This is a genomic window from Bacillus proteolyticus, assembly GCF_001884065.1.
Lineage (GTDB): Bacteria > Bacillota > Bacilli > Bacillales > Bacillaceae_G > Bacillus_A > Bacillus_A proteolyticus.
On sequence record NZ_MACH01000081.1, the window covers coordinates 81,003 to 103,662 of the forward strand.

Annotated in this window: 24 protein-coding genes; 4 read left to right on the top strand and 20 right to left on the bottom strand. The window is 34.3% G+C overall.

Annotated elements, in window-relative coordinates; all coding sequences use genetic code 11:
* Positions 1–113: 113 nt before the first annotated feature.
* The 10 genes from cydC to BAQ49_RS13180 all read right to left on the bottom strand — a co-directional run bounded on the left by cydC (position 114) and on the right by BAQ49_RS13180 (position 10,513).
* Positions 114–1,841, bottom strand: a complete 1,728-nt coding sequence (gene cydC / locus BAQ49_RS13135) for a thiol reductant ABC exporter subunit CydC (protein ID WP_071745680.1) — start codon at positions 1,839–1,841, stop codon at positions 114–116.
* Entirely contained in the window at positions 1,838–3,559 is a 1,722-nt protein-coding gene (gene cydD, locus BAQ49_RS13140; protein WP_071745681.1) for a thiol reductant ABC exporter subunit CydD, read from the bottom strand. The genes cydC and cydD overlap by 4 nt, the downstream gene beginning before the upstream one ends.
* A complete protein-coding gene (gene cydB / locus BAQ49_RS13145) occupies positions 3,559–4,575 on the bottom strand; it encodes a cytochrome d ubiquinol oxidase subunit II (protein ID WP_071745682.1) in 1,017 nt (338 codons plus the stop codon). Before cydB ends, cydD begins: the two co-directional genes overlap by 1 nt.
* Positions 4,562–5,965 (bottom strand): cytochrome ubiquinol oxidase subunit I, encoded by a 1,404-nt coding sequence (cydA, locus tag BAQ49_RS13150; RefSeq protein ID WP_071745683.1) that lies wholly within the window; start codon positions 5,963–5,965, stop codon positions 4,562–4,564. Before cydA ends, cydB begins: the two co-directional genes overlap by 14 nt.
* Positions 5,966–6,580: 615 nt before the next feature.
* Positions 6,581–7,636, bottom strand: coding sequence for an LLM class flavin-dependent oxidoreductase (locus BAQ49_RS13155; RefSeq protein ID WP_071745684.1), 1,056 nt, complete (start codon positions 7,634–7,636; stop codon positions 6,581–6,583).
* 16 nt (positions 7,637–7,652) lie between these two features.
* Positions 7,653–8,594: a VOC family protein gene (locus BAQ49_RS13160; protein ID WP_071745685.1), complete on the bottom strand. Its 942-nt coding sequence runs from the start codon at positions 8,592–8,594 to the stop codon at positions 7,653–7,655.
* 52 nt (positions 8,595–8,646) lie between these two features.
* The gene (locus BAQ49_RS13165; RefSeq protein WP_001208967.1) at positions 8,647–9,090 is read right to left on the bottom strand and encodes a MarR family winged helix-turn-helix transcriptional regulator; all 444 of its coding nucleotides are present in this window, start codon (positions 9,088–9,090) and stop codon (positions 8,647–8,649) included.
* 101 nt (positions 9,091–9,191) lie between these two features.
* A complete protein-coding gene (locus tag BAQ49_RS13170) occupies positions 9,192–9,515 on the bottom strand; it encodes a carboxymuconolactone decarboxylase family protein (protein WP_071745686.1) in 324 nt (107 codons plus the stop codon).
* Positions 9,512–9,922, bottom strand: coding sequence for a tautomerase family protein (locus BAQ49_RS13175; protein ID WP_071745687.1), 411 nt, complete (start codon positions 9,920–9,922; stop codon positions 9,512–9,514). The genes BAQ49_RS13170 and BAQ49_RS13175 overlap by 4 nt, the downstream gene beginning before the upstream one ends.
* 42 nt (positions 9,923–9,964) lie before the next feature.
* Positions 9,965–10,513 (bottom strand): DUF4865 family protein, encoded by a 549-nt coding sequence (locus BAQ49_RS13180; RefSeq protein ID WP_071745688.1) that lies wholly within the window; start codon positions 10,511–10,513, stop codon positions 9,965–9,967.
* Positions 10,514–10,633: 120 nt separating this feature from the next.
* Here BAQ49_RS13180 and BAQ49_RS13185 point away from each other — a divergent pair, with 120 nt between their 5' ends.
* Entirely contained in the window at positions 10,634–11,422 is a 789-nt protein-coding gene (locus BAQ49_RS13185) for a LysR family transcriptional regulator (protein ID WP_071745689.1), read from the top strand.
* 94 nt (positions 11,423–11,516) lie between these two features.
* On the opposite strand, the gene BAQ49_RS13190 is transcribed toward BAQ49_RS13185, so the two are convergent.
* The 7 genes from BAQ49_RS13190 to BAQ49_RS13220 form a co-directional block, all read right to left on the bottom strand.
* The gene (locus BAQ49_RS13190) at positions 11,517–12,470 is read right to left on the bottom strand and encodes a branched-chain amino acid ABC transporter permease (RefSeq protein WP_071745729.1); all 954 of its coding nucleotides are present in this window, start codon (positions 12,468–12,470) and stop codon (positions 11,517–11,519) included.
* Between the two features lie 49 nt (positions 12,471–12,519).
* Entirely contained in the window at positions 12,520–13,380 is an 861-nt protein-coding gene (locus tag BAQ49_RS13195; protein ID WP_071745690.1) for a branched-chain amino acid ABC transporter permease, read from the bottom strand.
* 22 nt (positions 13,381–13,402) lie between these two features.
* Positions 13,403–14,104 carry a branched-chain amino acid ABC transporter ATP-binding protein gene (locus BAQ49_RS13200; protein WP_071745691.1) on the bottom strand — a complete coding sequence of 234 codons (702 nt, stop codon included), beginning with the start codon at positions 14,102–14,104 and terminating at the stop codon, positions 13,403–13,405.
* The gene (locus tag BAQ49_RS13205) at positions 14,082–14,855 is read right to left on the bottom strand and encodes an ABC transporter ATP-binding protein (RefSeq protein ID WP_071745692.1); all 774 of its coding nucleotides are present in this window, start codon (positions 14,853–14,855) and stop codon (positions 14,082–14,084) included. The genes BAQ49_RS13200 and BAQ49_RS13205 overlap by 23 nt, the downstream gene beginning before the upstream one ends.
* An 89-nt stretch (positions 14,856–14,944) precedes the next feature.
* Positions 14,945–16,162, bottom strand: coding sequence for a substrate-binding domain-containing protein (locus tag BAQ49_RS13210; protein WP_071745693.1), 1,218 nt, complete (start codon positions 16,160–16,162; stop codon positions 14,945–14,947).
* 291 nt (positions 16,163–16,453) lie between these two features.
* Positions 16,454–17,371, bottom strand: a complete 918-nt coding sequence (locus tag BAQ49_RS13215) for a CobW family GTP-binding protein (RefSeq protein WP_071745730.1) — start codon at positions 17,369–17,371, stop codon at positions 16,454–16,456.
* 110 nt (positions 17,372–17,481) lie between these two features.
* Entirely contained in the window at positions 17,482–18,918 is a 1,437-nt protein-coding gene (locus tag BAQ49_RS13220) for a flavin monoamine oxidase family protein (RefSeq protein WP_071745694.1), read from the bottom strand.
* Positions 18,919–19,118: 200 nt separating this feature from the next.
* Here BAQ49_RS13220 and BAQ49_RS13225 point away from each other — a divergent pair, with 200 nt between their 5' ends.
* Both BAQ49_RS13225 and BAQ49_RS13230 read left to right on the top strand, forming a co-directional pair.
* Positions 19,119–20,063, top strand: a complete 945-nt coding sequence (locus BAQ49_RS13225) for an L-lactate dehydrogenase (protein ID WP_000715317.1) — start codon at positions 19,119–19,121, stop codon at positions 20,061–20,063.
* A gap of 115 nt (positions 20,064–20,178) precedes the next feature.
* The gene (locus BAQ49_RS13230; protein WP_071745695.1) at positions 20,179–20,463 is read left to right on the top strand and encodes a YesK family protein; all 285 of its coding nucleotides are present in this window, start codon (positions 20,179–20,181) and stop codon (positions 20,461–20,463) included.
* Between the two features lie 45 nt (positions 20,464–20,508).
* On the opposite strand, the gene BAQ49_RS13235 is transcribed toward BAQ49_RS13230, so the two are convergent.
* The 3 genes from BAQ49_RS13235 to BAQ49_RS33900 all read right to left on the bottom strand — a co-directional run bounded on the left by BAQ49_RS13235 (position 20,509) and on the right by BAQ49_RS33900 (position 21,978).
* Positions 20,509–21,528 (bottom strand): AI-2E family transporter, encoded by a 1,020-nt coding sequence (locus tag BAQ49_RS13235; RefSeq protein WP_071745696.1) that lies wholly within the window; start codon positions 21,526–21,528, stop codon positions 20,509–20,511.
* Positions 21,529–21,577: 49 nt separating this feature from the next.
* Positions 21,578–21,724 carry a hypothetical protein gene (locus BAQ49_RS32925; protein ID WP_165616044.1) on the bottom strand — a complete coding sequence of 49 codons (147 nt, stop codon included), beginning with the start codon at positions 21,722–21,724 and terminating at the stop codon, positions 21,578–21,580.
* 119 nt (positions 21,725–21,843) lie between these two features.
* A complete protein-coding gene (locus BAQ49_RS33900) occupies positions 21,844–21,978 on the bottom strand; it encodes a hypothetical protein (RefSeq protein WP_071745697.1) in 135 nt (44 codons plus the stop codon).
* 184 nt (positions 21,979–22,162) lie between these two features.
* Between BAQ49_RS33900 and BAQ49_RS13245 the strand changes: the two genes are divergently transcribed.
* The gene (locus BAQ49_RS13245; RefSeq protein WP_071745698.1) at positions 22,163–22,582 is read left to right on the top strand and encodes a GNAT family N-acetyltransferase; all 420 of its coding nucleotides are present in this window, start codon (positions 22,163–22,165) and stop codon (positions 22,580–22,582) included.
* The last annotated feature ends 78 nt before the right edge of the window (positions 22,583–22,660 follow it).

Below are 22,660 nucleotides of genomic sequence, written 5' to 3' on the forward strand. Positions count from 1 at the left end.
CTAACAATATATAACCATTCCATGTTCAACTAGCTTATACGCCCTATATGATTTGACCACAAATAAAAAAAACACAAACCTTGAACTGTCAAGAATTTGTGTTTTTCTTCCTTTTATAATTTCACTTTATCGAGCTCATATAGGCTACGATATTTCTCATTTTCTTTCAGTAACTGTTCATGGCTACCTTGCATAGCGATTTGACCACTATCAAGGAAAATAACTTCATCTACATGTTCAATTCCTACAAGGTGATGTGTAATCCAGAGAACAGTCTTTTCTTCTGTTGCAGAAAACATTGTTTCTATTAAGGCTAATTCCGTTTTAGGATCTAAACCGATAGTCGGTTCATCAAGTACAATAATTGGTGTTTCTTGCATAAGGGTTCTTGCAAATGCTACCCTTTGCCTTTCTCCGCCAGAAAACCTCTTTCCCATTTCATGCATTTTTGTTTGTAATCCATCAGGAAGAGATGCAATATGTGAAGCTAGCTGTGCTTTCTCTAAAGCTTTCCATATCTCTTCATCATTAGCCTCTGGTTTACCGATTCGCACATTATTTCCAATTGACGTATCGAACAAATGCGGTTTTTGATTTAATACAGAAATATATTCGGATAAAAGATTCGTATGCGCTTGTTCACCATTCAATAAAACTTGGCCATTTACCGGACTTAACGCCCCTGTTAACAATTTTAGTAAAGTAGATTTCCCTGTCCCACTTCTACCTAAAATAGCAATTTTCTTTCCTGCTTTTATTTGTAACGATATGTCTTTTAATACAGTCTCGTTACTATCTGGGTAACTATACGATATATGATTCAGTTCAATATCTACATGTTTTGGTGCAACGTAATCTTTATCTCCATGCAAATCCATTTCATCATGTAAAACACTATCACTTTCTACACCATTAAGACGATGAGCAGATTCTACATACAATGGGATTCGATCGATGGCATCTGAAATAGGAATAAGCGCATTCGTTACCGATAAAGTCATTAATACGAAGGCCGCGATAACTGTAGGAGCAATTTGTTCCCTTGCCGCTTCATTCCCAGTCCATATAATCATTGAAATAACTACAATACCTACTACTAAATGAATGAGACTGTCTCGAATATGATACCAGCGTTTCACTCTCTTCTCTGTTTTTAACAATTGATCATTTTGCTCTACATACGCATTAATAAATTCATTTTTTCTACCACTCGCCTGCCAATCAGATAACCCAAATACTGCATCTGTCAATTGTTGATACAAACGATTTCTTCCTTGCTTCAAAGCGATATGATTTTGTTTCATTAAAAGCAGTGATACAAAGGGAAGAAGAAAAACGATAATAGCTAACATACAGCCTGCAATGAGTGCGAATACTAAATCAAATGCACCGATAACAAGTACGAAGATGCTATATACAACTAGCGCTAATATACTAGGAAATATTGTTCGTAAATATAGATTCTGTAAATGTTCAATATCCTCAGACAATACACCTAGTACATCACCAGTTTGAAAGCGTGAGCGGAAGAATAACGCCTGTGGTTCTACAATTCTATATAGTTTCGTTCTCATTTTTTCTAATATACGTAGTACAACATCATGCCCAACTAAACGCTCTAAATAATGAAAGACCGCTTGCCCTATACTAAATGCACGCGTTGCAACAATAGGAACATATACAGCCATTACATTTTCTGGTCTGAGAGCAGATTTAGATATTAAATAACCTGAAATAAAAAGCAACATCGCACCCGAACTAACTCCAAGAAGTCCAAGGAAAATAGTCAAAGTCATTCTACCTTTATTTTGCTGTATATAAGGCTTAATCCAGTTACTCATCGCTCTCCCCTCTCTTCGCTATGAAAATGTAATGTCTCATTCGTTAAAAGTTCTTCATATGTTCCGCTTTCTATAATTTTCCCTTTATTTAAAATAAGAATATGATCCATTTGCTTCATCCAATGTAGACGATGTGTTGCAAGAAATACTAACTTTCCTTCAAACAGATGTAACATCGATTGCTTTATTTCAAATTCAGTTTCAATATCAAGATGTGCTGTAGGTTCATCTAATAAAATGATTGGCTTTTTACTTAAAAGTGCACGTGCCATAGCGACACGTTGTTCTTGTCCGCCGCTAAGCATACGCCCACCTTCTCCAATTATTTCATACATCCCATTGGGTAATGATGCAACGAGCGAACGAAGACCTACTTCATTAATAACTCTCTCAACTTCTTCATCAGTTGTATTTGTTTCATAGAAACAAATATTATCTTTTAATGAAAGCGGAAAAATATATGGTTGCTGCGGAATATAAGCAATATTCTTTTGCCAATCTTCACGAGTAGATCCGTCAATTTCAACACCATTTACTAACATCTTCCCAGCCGAAGGAGATAAAAATCCTGCTAATACATCGATTAACGTTGATTTCCCCGCCCCACTTTCACCAATAACGCCTATAGCACCGTTACCTTGCCAAGTAAAATCGATTCCCTCCAACATAGCCTTTTCAGATTCATCATTATTTACTTTTACATCTTTTAATTTCAAGCTACTAGAGGAGTTCCATACTATATCTACATTTGAATCTTTCATTTCTATTCCTTTTTGCTTCTGTAAAATCTCTTCTATTTGCTCGATCGCAAGTTGTCCATCTAATGTAGCATGATAATTCGCTCCAACTTGCTTAATCGGCAGAAAATATTCCGGCGCTAAAATTAAAATTGTAAGAGCTGGTAACAGTATAATCGTCCCATCTATTAACCGTATTCCTAACCCGACTGCTACAAATGCAATTGATAAACTCGTAAAGAAATCTAATGCAAAAGAAGAAAGAAAAGCAACTCGCAAAGTACGCATCGTTGCTTTTCTATATCGTTTACTTACTTTTTCAATCTTTCCTTCGTGCTGTTTACTTTTCCCTAAATATTTTAATGTTTCTAACCCTTTTAATGTATCTACAAAATGATTAGAAAGTACACGATATGTTTCATATTGGCTATCCGCCATTTTCTGCGCTGCTAATCCTAAAAGGATCATAAATATAATCACAATAGGAATCGTTACAACTAAAATGATTCCTGACTTAATGTCCAGTGTAAAAACATATAGAACAATTAGTCCTGGTACGATACTACTTCTAATCATTTTAGGAATTGTCAATTCAATATATGTTTTGAATTTCTCTATACCTTCAATCGATAAAGTAACCAAATGACCAGTTCCATTCGTTTGGACAAATCTCGGCCCTAATGTAAAATACGCTTCTATTAGTTGTTTACGTAATGCCATTCCTGTTTTTTCAGCGAAACGCTCAACCAATATTTGCGATGTTCGCACCAACATTTGGCGTACTGCAAAAGTAATCCCAAAATACACAGTTTCATTTAGCACAGCTTGCACTGTTTCTCCATGAAATAAAAATGTGATTGCTCGTGCTAAAAACACTGTCTGTGCAATAATACTACACGCCTCTAAAATGCTAATAAAGGTTAAAGTTACATATAAAACTCGGCTACCAGGATACGACGGAAGTCCTCTTTTTCTTTTCATTAGTACTCCAAATCTTTGTCTGACTTAACAGGTTGTCTAAATACATAGAAACTCCATATTTGACTACCGATAACAAACGGTAAAATAGCAAGAGAAAAATAGCTCATCAGTTTTAATGCATAAGGTCCTGATGCCGCATTATAAATTGTCAAATCATTCGCCGCTCCTAATGAGCTAATCATGACACGCGGGAACATACCGATAAACACACTTGCACTTAGCAAAATGATTGTTAAACTCGTCATAAAGAAAGCCCAACCATCTCTTCTTCTTTTATTTAATAAAGTAGAAACAAATAGCGCTACAAAAGCTCCAATCGGCACCATTAGCCACTCTGAACCATGTGCTGTGAAAATATCTGTTTTCCATAACCCTACACCTGCAAAAATAAGAAGTGTTATTAATGCAAAAGGTGCAATCTTTGTTGCGGCAATACGTGCGCGTTCTCGTAATGTACCTGTTGTACGTATAGTAAGAAATTGCAAACCATGAACAATACATAGAAGAAGAAACATAACTCCTCCAAGTAACGCAAATGGGTGAAGTAATTTCACGAATCCGCCTACCATATTTTTACTTTCATCAATTGGTACACCTACCATGAAGTTTGCAATTGCAACTCCCCAAAGTATAGGAGGGAGCATACTTCCAAGAAACATGCCCCAATCCCAGAAACTTTTCCACTTATGATTTTCTATTTTCGCACGGAACTTAAAGGAAACGCCTCTTATAATTAAAGCAAGAAGCATAAACACAAACGGAATATAGAACCCACTAAATAAAGTTGCATACCAGTGCGGAAATGCCGCAAACATAGCACCACCAGCACAAACAAGCCATACTTCATTTGCGTGCCAAAACGGTCCAATTGTATTTAAATATATACGCTTTTCTAAATCGTTCTTTCCTAAAAACCTTGAAACTATTCCTACACCAAAATCGAAACCTTCAAGTACAAAGAATCCAACGAATAAAGTTGAAATAATTAGAAACCATAACTCATTAAGAGATAACATACTCTTCCTCCTTATCAAATGGATCATGGCTTTGATAATCCTTTTTCGCTTTCTTATTCGCATGACCTTTAATGATACGAACGAATAAGTAAATAGAAATTCCTCCGATAATTAAATATAGTGATGTGAATGAAATAAGAGAGAATAATACTTCTCCAAAAGTAACGTTTGGAGATACAGCATCTTCTGTTTTCATAACACCGAAGACAACCCACGGCTGACGTCCCATTTCGGTCATAACCCATCCTACTGTATTACCGATAAACGGTAGTGCAATTGCATATACCATTATTTTTAAATACCAAGGTTTTTCAGTTAAGCGATCTTTTCTTGATAAGAACCAGCCGTACGCTCCTAGAAGAAGCATAAATGTTCCACTCATTACCATCGCTCTAAAACTCCAGAACATAGTATGTACTGGCGGAATATAATCTCCAGGTCCATATTTTTCTTCATATTGTTTTTGAATTTGATTCATCCCTTCTACTTGACCACTAAATTTATCGTATGACAATAGACTTAGCATGTAAGGAATTTGAATTTCAAACGAATTTTCTTTCTTCTCTGTATCAATTTTCGCAAATACTGTAAATGGCGCTGGGTCCTCACTCGTATTCCATAACGCTTCAGCTGCGGCCATTTTCATCGGATGTGTCTTAATTAAATTTTGCGCTTGTGCATGACCGAAAAATAATACCAATGCTGTTGAAATTGTTCCAACAACGATAGAAACTCGGAAAGACTTCTTAAACACTTCCGTCTCTTGTTGTTTTGCAATTTTCCATGCACTGACACCAGCAATAAAGAATGCGCCTGTTGCAAGTGCCGCTGTAATTGTATGCGGGAATTGCACCCATAATTGTGGATTTTGAATAATCGCCAAGAAATCATTCATTTGTGCACGCCCATCTGCTGCCATTTCATATCCTACTGGAGCTTGCATAAATGCATTTGCAGTTAAAATCCAAAATGCTGATAACATTGTTCCTATTGAGAGGAGCCAAATACATAAAAGGTGAACTCGCTTCGGAAGTTTATCCTCACCGAATACCCATAAACCTAGGAATGTAGACTCAATGAAAAATGCTAATAAACCTTCAATTGCCAGTGACGGTCCGAAAACATCACCAACAAAACGTGAATATGTTGACCAGTTCATACCAAACTGAAATTCTTGTAAAATACCTGTTACAACACCTACTGCAAAGTTAACAAGGAATATTTGTGTCCAAAACTTTGTCATCTTCTTATAAACTTCTTGTCCCTTTACCACATACAACGTTTGCATTAACGCAATGATAAAAGCTAAACCAATAGATAGCGGAACGAAAAAGTAATGAAAAATCGTTGTAGATGCAAATTGTATTCGTGCCAATTCGAGCGTTTCCATGCTAAATTCACTTCCTTCATAATTTTTTATATCGTAATATTGATTGAATTCACTTCATAACGAACAATTCAATCATTTGGAAATACAAAAAGATAAATTCGTTTATGTACTTTCTGAAAATATAGATTGTCAGTTTTTTAGATAATTACAAAAGAACTTTCTTCATACGATTTACCTTTTCACTATTTCAGTAGTGTTTTATTCGTTAATCGAATTGTATAATATACTTACATAATAAATTCAGGTGATTTTTGACGTATTATTGACAGGATTTTGTCTGAAATATGTCTTTTGTAATTTTTTCGAATTAGATTTCTCACATTTAAAAAACGTGTTTTTCAAACATACAACATACTCTTATATCAATAATATTACGTTTTTCTCTTCATACGCTTGACTTTCCTCTTAAAAAATGTCCTCAAATCAAACCTGGAAATACGCTACATTTTTGTCAAGAGAAAAATGTATTTCTAAAATTCAAATTAAGAATATTGTTATTCACAAATAGAAAAATCCTTTCCTTTTTTAGACTAAAAATTCATTTTTTCGTCATTTTTTCAAACTGAATTAACATAAAAAATACCGAGAGTCAGCTAGACTCCCGGTATTTTTCAATTATTTTGCTATGTGCTTTCTAACAGCCGGCATAATTTCAGTTGCAATTAATTCGATGTTTTTTTCAATCTTATCAAATGGTACACCGCCAAAATCAATCTGCGCCATAAAACGTTGTTGCCCAAATAACTCATGTTGATACAGCATTTTTTCAATAATTTGTTGCGGGCTACCAATCATTAACGCGTCACGATAATCTACTGCATTAGTAAATTGTTGTTTTGGATACCCACCACCACGTAGTGCAAGCATACCAGCATGAATATGGGGATAATATTCACTAAGTGCATCTTGTGAATTTTCTGCTGTATAAAATAAACTTGTTGTTGCAATTGGTAATGTTGCTGGATCAAAGCCACTTTGCTGAGCAGCTTCACGATATGCATCCACCGAAACTTTAAAATTAATAGCTGGGCCACCAAGTGTCGTAAGCATCATTGGTACACCTGCGTGTCCCGCCTTAATTGCACTAGCAGGTGGCCCTCCAACAGCACGCCAAATTGGCATATTGTTATTTTTAGCTCTCGGTATAATTGTCGCATCTTCAAGCGGCGTTCTAAACTGCCCTTTCCATGTTACACTTTCTTCTTTATTTATTTTTAATAAAAGATCCATCTTCTCTTCAAATAGTTCTTCATAATAATTTACATCGTAACCCAGTAAACTATATCCCCCAATACGAGATCCACGACCAGCAACGATTTCCGCACGACCATTAGAAATTAAATCGATTGTAGCAAAATCCTCATATACACGAACCGGATCTGACGTACTTAATACTGTTGCAGAACTCGCGATTTTAATATTTTTCGTAGCTTGTGCAATAGCTCCTAAAATAACTGTATGAGCTTGCGTTGTAAAATGCGCTTGATGACTTTCACCGACAGCAAACACATCAAGTCCAGCTTCATCTGCTAACTTAGCTGTTTCAATTAGTTCCTGAATTCTTTTTTCTGCACTTATTTTCGAACCATTATGCGGATTTAAAATGTGATCTCCAATTGAATATAATCCAAATTCAATTCCTTTACTTACATCAATACGGTATTGTTCCATAGTTGTCCTCTCCCTTTTAATCAAGTGGTATTAATTTCTCTTCAATCTCTTTTCTTCTCTCTTCTAAAAATCGTGGTAAATCCAGCTCTTTTCCTAAATCAGCAACTGCTGAATCTACAGTAAATCCTGGTCCATCCGTCGCAACCTCAAATAAAATTCCATTTGACTCACGGAAATATAAACTTTTAAAATAAAAACGATCGATAATCCCTGTTGATTGGAACCCTTTATTTTTCACAGCTTCATTCCAATAACTCAGTTCTTCATCATTTTTTACACGAATAGCTAAATGATGAATACTTCCTTTTCCAGGTCTTTCACTCTCTCCCTCTTGCTGTTTCACCAAAATTTCCCCAAAAGATTGACCAGCAATAGATTGATAAATCCCCTCATCGTCTGAACGAGATACTTCTTTATAACTAAACAAACCTGTTAATGTTTTTGATAATTTATTTAAACTGCGCACTGTCATTTCAACTGTTCCCATGCCTAAAATACGATGCTTCTGCTCTACAGAAGATTCATCCCATGCAGTCCAATATTCAGGCACCTCTTCACCGTTATTATTTAATAGTACTAACCGTAGGCCATCTGGATCTTCAAAGTGCAGTGCGTCTCGGCCGGCGTAAGTTGTAATTTCCCCATGCGCCACCTGAAGCGACTCAAAACGTCTCTTCCAAAATGTAAGGCTTTCTATTGAAGGTACGAGCAAACCTATTTGCGTTATTGCATTTGTGCCACGGATTGTTCTTCCTACAATCGGCATTTCAAAAAATGATAATTCAGTTCCGGCACTCCCTGTTAAATCGCCATAAAACAAATGATACATAAATGGATTATCTTGATTGACCGTCTTTTTCACTCGGCGTAATCCTAAAACATTTCGATAAAAATTATTATTCATTTTCGCATTTTTAGTCACCATAGAAATGTGGTGATGTCCTGGAATTGTATACATAAAACTTCCTCCTCTTTATCACTTGATTAGTCAATTGATTGAGTAAAAAAAATTACTCATTCGGTAATTCTTTTTTTTCACTATGCTTATGAACTTTTGTCATCAACTCGTATAGTATTTTCTGCTCTTCTTCATTTAATACATCATCAAAAAATGATGATTGAAATGCAAGTTGCTCTGGCAATGCTCTTTCTAAAGCCTCTTCCCCTTGCTCTGTAAGACTAATTGTTTTCGTTTTCCAATCTTGTTTTCGTATAATATATCCTTCTTTTTCAAGACGTGTTAACATTCGAGAAATACCGCCTTGTGTAACGGTAACCTTTTCTGCTAACTCCATTTGTGTTAATGGCTGATAAGTCCGTATTTGCAAAAGCACATCAAATTGAGCCGTCGTTAAATCAAAGCGTTTTAAAAACTCATTTGACATTTGATTACTTTGGTTCGTAAATCGTATGAGGCGTAACCATATTAACGATCCTATCGTATTCTCACGCATGTTTTATCACTTCCTAGCGTTGATCTTACTGTCACTTTACCACTCAAGTGACAGTAATGCAAGTAGAAATATGTTAAAAATATCTCCCAAAATCATTATTCTTAACTTTCCATTTCATTCATTGCTATATTTAAAGCTGCCACAGCTTTTGGCCAACCAACGTAAAAAGCCATATGTGTTATTAATGCAACTAATTCATTCTCCATCATCCCATTTTGTTTAGCTAGCTTCAGATGAAATGGTAATTGTTCTGTATTACCAAGACTGATTAGTGCCGACAATGTACATAAGCTTCTTTCTCTTAATGTTAAAGCGGCATCCCGCCACACTTCCTCAAATAATATCTCTTCACTATAATGAGAAAATACAGGTGCTATTTCTCTCATTTTCTTTGGAATATAAAATTCAATTGGTTCATTCATCATTTTTCTCCCTTCATTTTTACCAATTGTGCCATCCCTTGACCAAATGACCAGTTTTCAGCAGCTGTCTCATGTAATGTAATAAAAATGTCAGTAACTTTCACATTGGAACATTCTGAAATTTCGAAGGATATAGATTGATACAAACCTTTTTTCTGTTGCACTGTTCTTCCAGGTCCACATGTAATAGAAACATGAATCATATTCTCAGTTCTCATTTCTCCTCTTTCCAACAAATAATATGGATTATAAAAAAATTGATTTCGTTGATAAGGTACAAACATTTGAAAATAATCATTTTCAGGAATGTTAAAATGTTCAATTAATGACAGATGGATACATTCACCTACCTTTTTCAACTCTTCTTTATTTAATATATTTTCATGATAATAAACGTTCACAAAAGGCATACATTTTCATTCCTTTTTCTTAATTTAGCATTCAACAACATATCATCGTGAAATATGTAAAAGCTCATAAATAGTAACATCGTCCATTACATCTATTTCAGGCTTTTCCTTATAAAAACTGAATTGACTATATCCCCACTTATCCGGATTATAAATTATTACATTTCCTAAACATTTTTCTATGTTTTTCACATTTTCATTTACTTTATTTAATTGCGTCTCAATCAGCGATTTATTTTGAGAAATACTCCCTACATATTCAACAACATATCTACTTTTTCGAAAGTCATCACTTACATTAACAACGAATGGAACACCTATATTTATTTGTTGCCACCCGAACGATTGTAAAATATTATCGTAATACCCTTCAAAGATAAATTTGTTCATCCCTTCATGACCATTCCAAATATATAAAGGTGCATAGCAATTATAGAAATTCCCATCCTTACCTGCCTCAGCAATTAAATAAGCCTTAAAATTCAATCCTTGAAAACCATCTGTTTTATGACTATTCTTTTTTACCCTTTCTCTAATAATCCCCATATCATAATCCTTTGGCAAAATGACTTTATATTGCATTCCAATCATGTTTATCACTCACTTTCGATCTTATATACATAATGATAAACCGATGACTGACTAACGTAAAATAGGTATAAATTATGTTTGGTATCATTTATAATGATACCGTATAAGGGGCTGAAATGAATGGAAATTAATGATCTTATCATATTTAAAACTGTAGCTAACGAAGGCTCTATTAGTAAAGCTGCTAAAGAGCTAAGCTATGTACAACCAAATGTAACGGAGCGAATCAAAAAATTAGAACAAGAGTTAGAAACTCCATTACTACATAGAGATAATAAAGGTGTTTCCCTGTTACCTTCTGGTGACATTTTATTAGACTACACGAATAAAATATTAGCTCTTTTAGAAGAAGCGAAAGATGAAATTAAAACAAGTGCTTCTTCTTATGTAATAGCAACGTCACAATCTATTTTGACTAATTATTTAAGTATGCGTATTAAAGAAAATTTCAGGAATTATCAAATATATATAGAAAGTAGTAGCCATTTACAAAAACTACTACAGCAACAAAAAGTTGATATGGTCATAACTTATGAGGATTATCCCGAAGCAGCGTTTAAAAAAGTATTCACCACTTCAATTTTTGTAGGCTTATTAAAAGCGAAAGAACAGTGTAACATTGACTTTTCAAAAGAACTTTTCTTTGTTAGTAACGATAAAAAGTGCCCTTTTAGAAATATGACAATACAATTTCTAAAAGAAAACAATCTATCCCAGCATCAACTTCAACAGTTAGATTCTTATTCGCTTATTGAAGAGTTTATTGTTGAGGGAAATGGGATAGCTTTTTTACCGATTAGAAATGATAAAATAGTTCCAGTTGAAAATGTTCCAATAGAGAAATTAGCTGTTCATTTTTTTACGAATCAAAACTTTATAAAACATATCCCTGATGAACTATTTGAGTAATAGAATGACTTTGTTTACAAACTTTTCAAACAAATAAAAATCCCTCTTTAACGAATCTACAAGAGGGATTTTTATTTTTTGTACAATTGATTTTTCACACGTTTTGCTCCACTTCTGCACTTTTCTCCTTCTTACTCCTTTTAACATTCTTCAACTGCTTAACCGTTCCAACTAATCCTTTCGGAAAAACTAGTAACACGATAATATACAATAACCCTAAAATAATCGTCCATCTTTCAAAAATCGGATACTCCGTCGCTAGTTCTGATAAATAATATTTTAGTGATTCAATAATCCCAGCTCCTGCAATGGCTCCGATTAACGTTCCAACTCCTCCAATCATTGTCATCAATAATGCATTTAACGTCATTTCGATTGAAAATACAGTCGTATTTACAAAACGTAATGTGATGACGAATAAACCACCGCTAATCGCTGCTACTACTCCTGCAACAACACTAGCAATAATTTTATAATGAAGAACTTTATACCCAAGCGCTTCAACACGTTGTTCATTTTGTGAAATTGCCTTTAATACTTTCCCAATAGAAGATTTTGTGAAAAGACGTAACAAAATGAAAATAATGATTAGACATATAAATGTTACATAATAAAAGGTAAAACGATCACGAAATATATCTGGCACACCAAATGTAAATCCATCTCCACCGTGAGTAAGCCCACGCCATTTTTCAGCAAGCACAAAAAATAACTGTGAAATCGCAAGGGTTAACATTGCATAAAAATGACTTTTCAATCGTAAAGAAAGTAAACCGATTATATAACTAACGATTGCCGAAATGATAATTGCCGCTACTATACCTATTAAAAAGTTTGTTATTGATACACCTTGCCGATCAAATAAAAGTGCTACCCCATATGCTCCTATTCCAAAGAACATACAATGACCAAACGATACAATTCCTGTATATCCAAGTAATACATCAAAACTCATTGCAAAAATAGCAAAGATGAAGATTTGAGTGAACAAAATTAACAAGCTCCGTGAATCATTTACGAACGGAAATACACTTAAACAAATGAGCATAAATACTCCGAAGTATACTTTAATTCGATTCGATGTATTGTTCACCATTTCACCCCTTTTCACCAACAAGTCCAGTTGGCTTCACTATTAAGAAAAACAGTAACATTAACATATTGATTGCAAGTGATAAATCTGGAATAAAATAGGCTGTAAAAGCTCCGGCTAATCCGACGATTAAAGAAGCGATAGCTGAACCTTGGACGCTACCTAACCCTCCAATTATTACTACAATGAAAGCTAAAATTGCATATTGCATACCCATTTCTGCGAAAACAACGCCTGAATATGGTGCAAATAAGAATCCACCTAACGCTGCCATTCCTGCTCCTAATAGAAAGACGAACGAAAATATAGCTTTCACGTTAATGCCGAGCGCTTGAACCATCTCCTTATCCATTACACCAGCGCGGATCATAAGACCTATCTTTGTTTTTTTGAGTAGTAGTAGTAGAGCAATGTAAATTAGTATCCCAACTAAAATAACGAATAGCCGGTATTTTATTAATATAACCCCTCCAAATGTATAGCTACCTTGTAACCATATCGGTAACTTTGCACTAATTGGATTCGGTCCCCAAAATATTTTTATGCACTCACTAAGAACGAGCATTCCTCCGAGTGTAACGAGTAGCTGGCGAACATGATTTCCATACACTGGTCTGATAAGAAATCGTTCTAAAATAAAACCAAGCAACATCCCCATAGCAACTGCTCCAACTAACGCTAATACATAACTACCTGTCATATTAAATAACCAAACGCCTGTAAAAGCTCCCCATGCAAATAAACCGCCATGCGCAAAGTTTAAAACGCTCATTAGGCCGAAAATAAGTGAAAGACCTGATGCTAATAAAAAAATAAGCATCCCTGTTGAAACGCCGTTTACAAATAAGTTAATTAACACATCCACGTTCTATCCCCCCGTATCAATGTTAAGAAATACCTAAATATTTATGACATGTTTCTTTATCCTCTCGCAGTTCATTCATAAAACCTTTATGCACAATACGCCCATTATCCATAATGTAAAAATAATCACCGATTTGACTAGCCATCATAAAATTTTGTTCAACAAGTAAAACAGTCGTTTTCTCCTTCATTTTCAAAATTGCTACCATTAATTTTTCTATCATAATTGGTGATAGCCCCTTACTTGGCTCGTCAATAAGCAATAGTCCATCACTATTAATAAACGCTCTTGAAATGGCCAACATTTGTTTTTGTCCCCCGCTTAAAAGCCCACTTTTCTTATTCCAAAACTGCTTTAAATCAGGAAATAGCTCGAGCATCCAATCTATTTTCTCGTCGACTTCTTCTCCTTTTCCTCTCGCAAGTGCGAATGTCTCTTCTACTGTTAAATCATGAAAAATCCCTTGATTTTCTGGTACATACCCTATTCCTTTTCTTGAAATTAAATGTGTAGATAATCCATTTACTTGTGTACTACCATAATAAATCTCACCATTTGCTATCCGATGAAATCCCATAACTGATCGCAACGTTGTTGTTTTTCCCGCCCCGTTTCTTCCAAACAGTACAGTAATCGTCCCTTTCTCAACAGTGAGTGATACCCCTTGTAAAATATGAAACTGATCTAAATACGTCTCTATATTATTCACTTGTAATAGAGCCACTATATAATCCCCCTAAATAAGCACTTTGTACACGCTCATCTTTCATCATTTCTTCTGGTAATCCTTCAGCCAATAACTCGCCATGAAATAAAACAATAAGATGGTCCGACAAACCTAGTACCATATCCATTTTGTGTTCGATGAGTACGATTGTGCTCTCTGGATGCTTTTTAATATTTTCAATCACTTGTAAAATAGCCGGTATCTCTTCAACTGATATACCTGCCGTCGGCTCATCAAGTAGTAACACATCCGTTTTTAAAGCTAATAACATCGCAAGCTCTAACTTTCGTTTTTCTCCATGTGCTAAATCTTTCGCTAATACATGTTCTTTCTCCTGAAGTAATACTGTTTTTAAGAAACGTCTCGCCTCTCCAACTTGTTGCTTAAATTTTGCCGAACTTGGAAAAAAACTATAGTAATCTTGCACGAATGATTGAACACTTAAACGAACATTTTCAAGTACCGTTAACTCTGGGAATATATTTGTAAGTTGAAAAGAACGACCAATTCCTAATCGAGTTCGATCTGAAATTGATAAATTTGTAATCTCTTGTCCTTTAAAATATACTTCACCCTTTGTTGGAGAAATTTGCCCACTTAGTAAGTTAAATAACGTTGTCTTTCCGGCACCGTTCGGTCCAATAATTGAAATGAGCTTTCCCTTTTGTACCGTTAAATTAACATCTTTAATAACATGATGGTCACCAAAAGATACACAAAGATTTTTCGTCTCTAACAAATGTGTCACGAAATTCCTCCCTTTAAAACTTTAAGTATGAAAGAAATACGTATAAAGAGGGTATCCCCTCTTTATACAAAAACAACAGAAAATTCAGTCTATTTATTTTGAACTGGTGGTTCTGTCTCTTTCATCGTTAATTCTCGCTCTAATACTGGCACCGGATAATCAACACCATCTTGCTTTTTCAACGTGATAGAATATAGCGTCTGCATCGCTTGGTGGTCTTTCTCTCTAAACTTCATCTTTCCTTTCGGTGTATCAAATTCCATTCCTTCCATTTTCTTAATCAATGTATCTACATCTGTATCACCTTTTGTTTTCTTTAAAGCTTCTACAATTGAAATTGCCGCTGACATTCCTCCTGCTGTAAATAAATCTGGCACCGCACCATTAAATCGTTTTTTATGTTCTTCCACTAACCAATCATTCACCTTATTTTTCGGGAGTGTATGATAATAAACAGAAAAACCTTGCATTCCTACTAATGCATCCATCGTTTTTAATGCCGGTATATCTGGTGCACCTGTAGAAATTTTAATACCTTGCGCTTCCACATTCATATCTTTTAACTGTTTCCAAGGTGAATTTGCACCTGCCCAAACGATAAATAAATAATCCGGTTTTGAGCTAATGATATTTTGAATATTCGCTGTGAAATCAGTTGAGTTTGTATCCGCATATTGTTCGTTTACAATGTTTGCACCTAATTTCTTTGCTCCAGATTTAAATGCGGCAATTCCTTCACGCCCAAATGCATTATCTGGGGCAAACGTTGCAATCTTTACATCTTTTTTTGCAATTGCTGCTGCTCCTGCAATCGCATCTTGTGAAGAGCTTCTTCCTGTTCTAAAAACATATTTATTCCAGTTCTTCCCGGTTATACTATCGGCAACTGCTGGTTCAACAACCATAATTTTTTCATATTCTTCAGCTAGTGGTAAAACCGCTAACGTATCACTTGAACTAGATGATCCGACTAAAAAATCAACTTTCTCGTCTTCTAATAGCTTCGTAGCTTTTTTAACTGCAACATCTGCTTTCGTTTCCGTATCTTCTACAACAAACTTAATCTTCTTTCCGTCCACTTTTCCTGTTCCACCAGTTGCATAATCTAATCCTAATTCAAACCCGTTCACTGTTTGTTTTCCGTATGATTCTAATGGACCTGTTAACGAAGCAAGAACCCCTACCTTAATTGTTTTTTCATCCTCAGTACTTGTTTTCTTTCCTGAGCAAGCTGCTGTTACTAATAATGACCCTAAAACACAACCAGTAACCACCGTTTTTAGCCATTTACGTTTTTTTATCGACATTGTGATCCTCCCCATACTTTACTTTCTGATAGAATCCAACACGCCAAATTCCCCTGTCCGTAATCATGACTTATAAACTGTAAGGTAGGTAATGGAAAACTCTTGTAGTATCCTCTACATTCGGCACAAATCTATAATCACCTTCCTATTAAATGGAAACGGACATACAATCAATATATATTCCTTTGTTCAAATGAAATTACTGTTTCATTACAGGAATCATCACGAAAAAACTGCAAATAATTAACTTAAGTTAGTAAGTTAATTATTTGCAGCCTACCTAAAAAGCACTTAATTATTTTCTACTTTCTCTAACCCTTCAACCAATTGTTTCTTATCTAGCCCTTCCCCGATTACTACCAAGTTTGTCGGGAAACCAAAATCTTGCTCCAGTAAAGTCGGTACACCAAACGAATATTGGAATAGATGAGGGTATTTATCTCCATGGAATTTCACAAAACCTTTCACTCGATAAATACTATCTGGTAAATTCGAAAGCCATTCATATAATTTGTCTTGATCAATCGATTTCGTAAATTGATACGTCATCGTTTGTATATGTAAATGCTGTTTAACATGAAGTGTCTCATGTTCCCCAGCACTCACATGTTCAGCTTCTTCTATATCATTTAAAGATATATTACAATATTTTGTTTCAAACAATTTCGCATGACTATTTATTGCTTTCACTTCTTCAAGTACTTTGTTCTTATCTTCTTCTGTTAGTAAATCTGATTTATTAATAAGAAGATGACTACCAAATTTCATTTGCTCATGCAGTAACTGTTGCACATTTGCACTTAATCTACTTCGATTTAGCCATCTTACTGCATCTAAAACGACTACAATTGATTTCACCTCTAAGAAAGGTGCTAAAATTGGTGATACACATGCATCTAACACTTCAATTGGATGTGCGACGCCTGTTGTTTCTATGTAAATTACATCTGGTCTTTCTTGCTGATATAATGAATGTAATTGTATTTCAAGTTCTTCCTTTAACGTACAACAAATACATCCTTTTAGTAATTCTCTTAATACATTCTCTTTACCAATAATATCTGTATCTACTGAGTATTCACCAATTTCATTCATTAAAACAGCAACTTTTCTATTCTTCTTTTTCTCCGCTAATAATAAATTTTGTAATAATGTTGATTTTCCACTACCTAAAAAACCACCTAATATATGAATTTCCACTTTATTCATTTGATCAACCATCCATTTCTTTATTTCAAACGTATTCAAAGCGTAATAATTACGATTTATATTTATCATTTTATTAAAAGAATAACAATTTGTAAATATATCTACTAGCTTCACTTTTCATTTACTTCATGAGCAACTCTAATTCCAGACTCAATCGCTCCCTGCATCCACCCATGTGTCAACGTTGTATGTTCTCCTGCAAAGTGTACGTTTCCAGCAGGCGACGCAATATAAGGAAATAATTCTAGCTCTTGGCCTGGTTCAAAAGCTGTAAATGCTCCGCAAGAATACGTATTCTTACTCCAGCTAAAAGATTCCCCTGTTATAAACTCACTATAGACTACATTCCCATAAATTTGCGCTAAATTTTTCAATGCGTAACAAATACGCTCTCTATGCGGGAGACTATCCCATGTTAATGCCTCATCCGCCCACGTATAACTTGCTATAACAATAGCTGCCCCTGGTGACTGAATGCCATAACTCGGATAATATGTAAAACGTATCGGTAAATCTGTAATAGATTTACCACCACACTGTCCCACTCTTTCCCAAAATCTACTTTTAAACTCTATCGCAATTTTAGTTGCAGCAATATAATTCAATTCACGAATTGCCCGTCTTTTATAATAAGAGAATAAATGATACGGCTGGACTTCTACAAATCGCAAAGCTGAAAATGGAATTGTGACAATAGCGATGTCACCAGTTACTATACATGAATTTAACGTTTGTTCATGTGTTACTTGCAGCATCACTTTATTATCTTCTTGTATTATTTTTTCTACTTTATAGGACATAAAAATATTATCCTTTAGCTGTGGCAAAAATGAATTTGGTAATGCGTCCATTCCGCCTGTTATCTCATAATATTTCGTCGTTGAAGTGAAAAAGATCATTTCTCGTAATACTTCAATTAAAGACATTCCCATGTATGCTTCCATATCAAGAAGTACTCCGATCATATCTATTGCCCCATCTGAATAATACTCGGTTAAAAATGAACCGAGCGAATATGTTTTATACTTTTTTTCAATGATAATCCAGTTTTTATTAGGATCTTTTTTAATAAAATTAAGTATTGGCTCTAATACTTCTAACATTAATTCTTCTGCCGTTTTCCCTCTTTCTTTTTCTAAAACTGGATATCCAAGTACACTTGGATCCTTTTCAAACACATCCAATCTCGTTATTTTATTATTCGTATACATTATATCTGAAGAAGTTTTATTAATAAAAAGGTTTAACGGTAGTTTAAATTTACGAATGTAGGCTAAAGTTAAATGATGAGTATCCGGAATACGCATAGGACCTGCGTTAAAATATAATCCTGCGCTAAATGGTTCACGAATCGTATACACCCTACCACCTATTCTGTTATTCGCTTCTATAATCGTTACCTCGTGTCCAGCCTCTTTTAATAAAGATGCTGCAACTAATCCAGACATCCCTGCACCGGCAATTGTAATCCGTTTGGGGGTATTCGTTTTGGCAAGCCCTTCATGAATAATTTGAAGCATTTCTTCCATCGATAATGTCTTCCCCATGCCAATTCCCCTTTTATGAAGGATTTTACTGAATTATATTCGTTTAACAGGATTCCTATGTTTCATTCAAGTAATTGAGCGGATACATTTTCAATTACTTGAATATCTTTTATAAAATGTAATAAAATAGATATGAAACTATAGAAGTAAGACGTATTATCTTACATAATAAAATTAATGAAATTGCGAGGAATTTTGAAATGAAAAAAGGTATTAACCGTGTTGTATTAGTAGGAACAGGAGCAGTTGGATGTAGTTATGCTTACTGCATGATTAACCAAGCAGTTGCTGAAGAATTTGTTTTAGTTGATGTAAATGAAGCAAAAGCAGAAGGAGAAGCAATGGACTTAAGCCATGCCGTACCTTTCGCACCAGCTCCAACAAAGGTTTGGAAAGGTAGTTATGAAGATTGTAAAGATGCAGATCTTGTTGTAATTACTGCTGGGTTACCACAAAAACCAGGTGAAACACGCTTAGACTTAGTTGAGAAAAACGCTAAAATTTTCAAGCAAATTGTTCGTAGCATTATGGATAGCGGATTTGATGGCATCTTCTTAATCGCAACTAACCCTGTTGATATTTTAACTTACGTAACTTGGAAAGAGTCTGGATTGCCAAAAGAACGCGTAATCGGTTCTGGTACAACACTTGATTCTGCTCGTTTCCGCTATATGTTAGGTGAATACTTCGATATTGGACCTCATAACATTCATGCATATATTATTGGAGAGCACGGTGATACAGAACTTCCTGTTTGGAGTCACGTATCAATTGGTATTCAAAAACTAGAAACACTACTTGAAAAAGACAACACATACAACCAAAAAGATTTAGATGAGATTTTCATAAACGTTCGTGATGCAGCTTACCACATTATTGAACGAAAAGGTGCTACATACTACGGCATTGGTATGTCACTTCTGCGTGTAACGAAAGCAATCTTGAACAATGAAAACAGTGTATTAACTGTCTCAGCATATCTTGAAGGTCAATATGGCCAACAAGACGTTTATATCGGAGTCCCTGCTGTTTTAAATCGCGGCGGTGTTCGTGAAATTTTAGAAGTGGAATTAAGTGAAGAAGAAGAATTAAAATTTGATCACTCTGTTCAAGTGTTGAAAGAAACAATGGCTCCTGTTCTTTAATCATATTTTTCAATCAAAAAAGCAATCCAATTTATATTGGATTGCTTTTTTATATTTTTATAGTTCCCCCTCAATTTAAACGATAATATTATCTATAATAGAAAGGAGTGATTTTATGAATGATTCTTGGACAATTCTCCTCCTCTTACTAGCTGTAGCGGCATTAATACTTTTTCTCTTTTTAATCATCCGAACATTATTTCCAACCAAAAAATATGATAAGAATCTCGGATTGATTCTTATTATTTTAAGCTTGTTAGCAATACCGATGAGTATCTTTCTTATAGGAGGATGGGCAGGTATGGGGGTTGGCATAATCGCGGTGTTTATTTTTGCTGCTGTTATTATAGCTTTAATTGCAAATAAATTTATAAAACTACCTCCTCCAAAGAAAAAATAAGAAATAACCGATGTTTTCCCCAAAAGACAACATCGGTTATTTCTATCACTTATTACTTTTAATCGATTTATCATTATTTACGTCAAGTACATCTAATAAAAAGATAAAGATCGGTATCCCGATAATAAGCCCCCATATTCCGAGGAAATGCTCTGAAAAGATGAGAATCATAAATGTATAAAAGACAGGCAAATTCGTTTTTGCAGACATAAATTTTGGATTTAAAAAATAACTTTCAAGAGCATGGATTATTGTAATGAATACTAGTATATATACAACATACATAACTCCACCGACGTTATAGGCAATTATACAAAGTGGAAACAGGGAAATAATAACACCAGCAACTGGAATCAAACCGAGTAGAAAGACCATGACAGCTAATACAAGGAGCTGTGGAAATCCTAAAATGACAAGTGCGATTACAGTGAGCACACAATTGACAACCGCAATTAAAAACTGTGCTTCAATCACCTTTCCAAACGATCTTGCAAATCTTTCGCCGAAATATGCAATCTCCTCATAAAAAACCTTTAATTTACTATCTTTAAATTTAGACGTGAATGAAATAATCCGCTCTTTTTCTAATAAGAAAAATAAGCTTAGAATAAGAGACAATAGTATTTGCAAACTTACCTTTCCTATGTTTGCTATTGATTGATAAATGACATCCACACCTTGTTCAATATATTTTGATACTTCCATTTCATTAATTGCTGAAAGTACGTATCTAATCATCTCATTATCAGGTGGATGTTGAAAAAATAATTTAAATTGATAAATTAATTGTGAAATTTGTATCGTTAGTACCGGTAAATACTTATACAATGTTGTGACAATAAAGGTCACTAATATTATATATAAACAAGCAATAACTACCTTCCTATTCACTTTCAACTTCTTTGAAATAAAACGTTGAAACCGATCCATTAAAAATGTCAGTATAAACGTAATTAAAATTAAATTGATCATACTTTTTAATCCATATAATACAAGCGCTAATATTATTAAAACGAGAAACCGTTGAAACCCTCTACTTCGAAAAAAATTTTTCACTTCATTCATTAAGATTTAACCTCCCCCTTCAATGGATGGAAATTGAATATATTACATTTTATGAACTTCTATAGACAATCTTTCTTACTAATTGGGCATAATCCTTTTTTTCTTTTTTAATGTCGGATTTTTCAACTCTATCTTTTATTTTTAGGTGGGTGTGTTCATACGCATATCCTACGTTACCTTTCCCCATTTTTTTCATATTGTTTCCTCCACTCTAAAAATTGTTCTTTAATAGATTTTTCATATTGAAAAAAGAGAGTTATCTATTACTTAACTCTCTCTAGAAAAATGCTAAATGAAAAGCTTAATTATTTCAATCTAATCATTTCTTTTTTGCATTTGCTTCGCTAACAATTCCTTCACTTGGTTATACGTTAACCCTGAATTTTCATTTAAACGTTTTACTTCCTCAACGTTAGTACCTACCACTGTATATTTTTTCTCATCACTCATATTTCCACTCCCTTTTTCACCAGATCATTTTTTATATTTCTTCCCTAAACTCTTATAAATTAATACAAATAAGAAAACTGTACTAAATTTAATAAGTAAAGGGAATTCAGTTGCGTAAGAGGAATAGATAAAAAAATGTCGAATTTATTATACTTGTTGAATTTGAGGACTTGGAGGATACATTTTGAAAAAATATGAGTTTAAAAATAACATTCCAACATTGGAAGAGTACAAATATTTGTGCGATTCTGTTGGATGGTCTAATTATATGAATTTTGAAGTAGCGGAAACATCCCTGAAGAATTCTATTCACTGCATCACAGTCAAAGATAATGATCAAATTGTGGGTATGGGGAGAATTGTTGGCGATGGAGCTATCTATTTCTATATTCAAGATATAGTGGTTCATCCAGATTATCAGAAAAATGGTGTTGGTAAAGAAATAATGCATATTTTGGTTGAATACTTAAATCGAAATGCCCCGGATAAGGCGTTTGTTGGTTTGTTTTCATCACAAGGTAAAGAATCTTTCTATGAAAAATATGATTTTAAAGATTACTCACCAAACATGACGGGGATGTTTACTGTCATTTCAAAAAAATAAGCATATAGATTATTGATTGTAAGGAAAAACATCGATTCATATGGAGGAAATTGTTCTTGAAGTAACATTCCCAACAAT

Excerpts from the sequence above, each read along its gene's own strand:
- cydC (WP_071745680.1), bottom strand. The coding sequence starts at position 1,841 with ATGAGTAACTGGATTAAGCCTTATATACAGCAAAATAAAGGTAGAATG.
- cydD (WP_071745681.1), bottom strand. The coding sequence starts at position 3,559 with ATGAAAAGAAAAAGAGGACTTCCGTCGTATCCTGGTAGCCGAGTTTTA.
- cydB (WP_071745682.1), bottom strand. The coding sequence starts at position 4,575 with ATGTTATCTCTTAATGAGTTATGGTTTCTAATTATTTCAACTTTATTC.
- cydA (WP_071745683.1), bottom strand. The coding sequence starts at position 5,965 with ATGGAAACGCTCGAATTGGCACGAATACAATTTGCATCTACAACGATT.
- BAQ49_RS13155 (WP_071745684.1), bottom strand. The coding sequence starts at position 7,636 with ATGGAACAATACCGTATTGATGTAAGTAAAGGAATTGAATTTGGATTA.
- BAQ49_RS13160 (WP_071745685.1), bottom strand. The coding sequence starts at position 8,594 with ATGTATACAATTCCAGGACATCACCACATTTCTATGGTGACTAAAAAT.
- BAQ49_RS13165 (WP_001208967.1), bottom strand. The coding sequence starts at position 9,090 with ATGCGTGAGAATACGATAGGATCGTTAATATGGTTACGCCTCATACGA.
- BAQ49_RS13170 (WP_071745686.1), bottom strand. The coding sequence starts at position 9,515 with ATGATGAATGAACCAATTGAATTTTATATTCCAAAGAAAATGAGAGAA.
- BAQ49_RS13175 (WP_071745687.1), bottom strand. The coding sequence starts at position 9,922 with ATGCCTTTTGTGAACGTTTATTATCATGAAAATATATTAAATAAAGAA.
- BAQ49_RS13180 (WP_071745688.1), bottom strand. The coding sequence starts at position 10,513 with ATGATTGGAATGCAATATAAAGTCATTTTGCCAAAGGATTATGATATG.
- BAQ49_RS13185 (WP_071745689.1), top strand. The coding sequence starts at position 10,634 with ATGGAAATTAATGATCTTATCATATTTAAAACTGTAGCTAACGAAGGC.
- BAQ49_RS13190 (WP_071745729.1), bottom strand. The coding sequence starts at position 12,470 with ATGCTCATTTGTTTAAGTGTATTTCCGTTCGTAAATGATTCACGGAGC.
- BAQ49_RS13210 (WP_071745693.1), bottom strand. The coding sequence starts at position 16,162 with ATGTCGATAAAAAAACGTAAATGGCTAAAAACGGTGGTTACTGGTTGT.
- BAQ49_RS13215 (WP_071745730.1), bottom strand. The coding sequence starts at position 17,371 with ATGAATAAAGTGGAAATTCATATATTAGGTGGTTTTTTAGGTAGTGGA.
- BAQ49_RS13220 (WP_071745694.1), bottom strand. The coding sequence starts at position 18,918 with ATGGGGAAGACATTATCGATGGAAGAAATGCTTCAAATTATTCATGAA.
- BAQ49_RS13225 (WP_000715317.1), top strand. The coding sequence starts at position 19,119 with ATGAAAAAAGGTATTAACCGTGTTGTATTAGTAGGAACAGGAGCAGTT.
- BAQ49_RS13230 (WP_071745695.1), top strand. The coding sequence starts at position 20,179 with ATGAATGATTCTTGGACAATTCTCCTCCTCTTACTAGCTGTAGCGGCA.
- BAQ49_RS13235 (WP_071745696.1), bottom strand. The coding sequence starts at position 21,528 with ATGAATGAAGTGAAAAATTTTTTTCGAAGTAGAGGGTTTCAACGGTTT.
- BAQ49_RS32925 (WP_165616044.1), bottom strand. The coding sequence starts at position 21,724 with ATGAAAAAAATGGGGAAAGGTAACGTAGGATATGCGTATGAACACACC.
- BAQ49_RS33900 (WP_071745697.1), bottom strand. The coding sequence starts at position 21,978 with ATGAGTGATGAGAAAAAATATACAGTGGTAGGTACTAACGTTGAGGAA.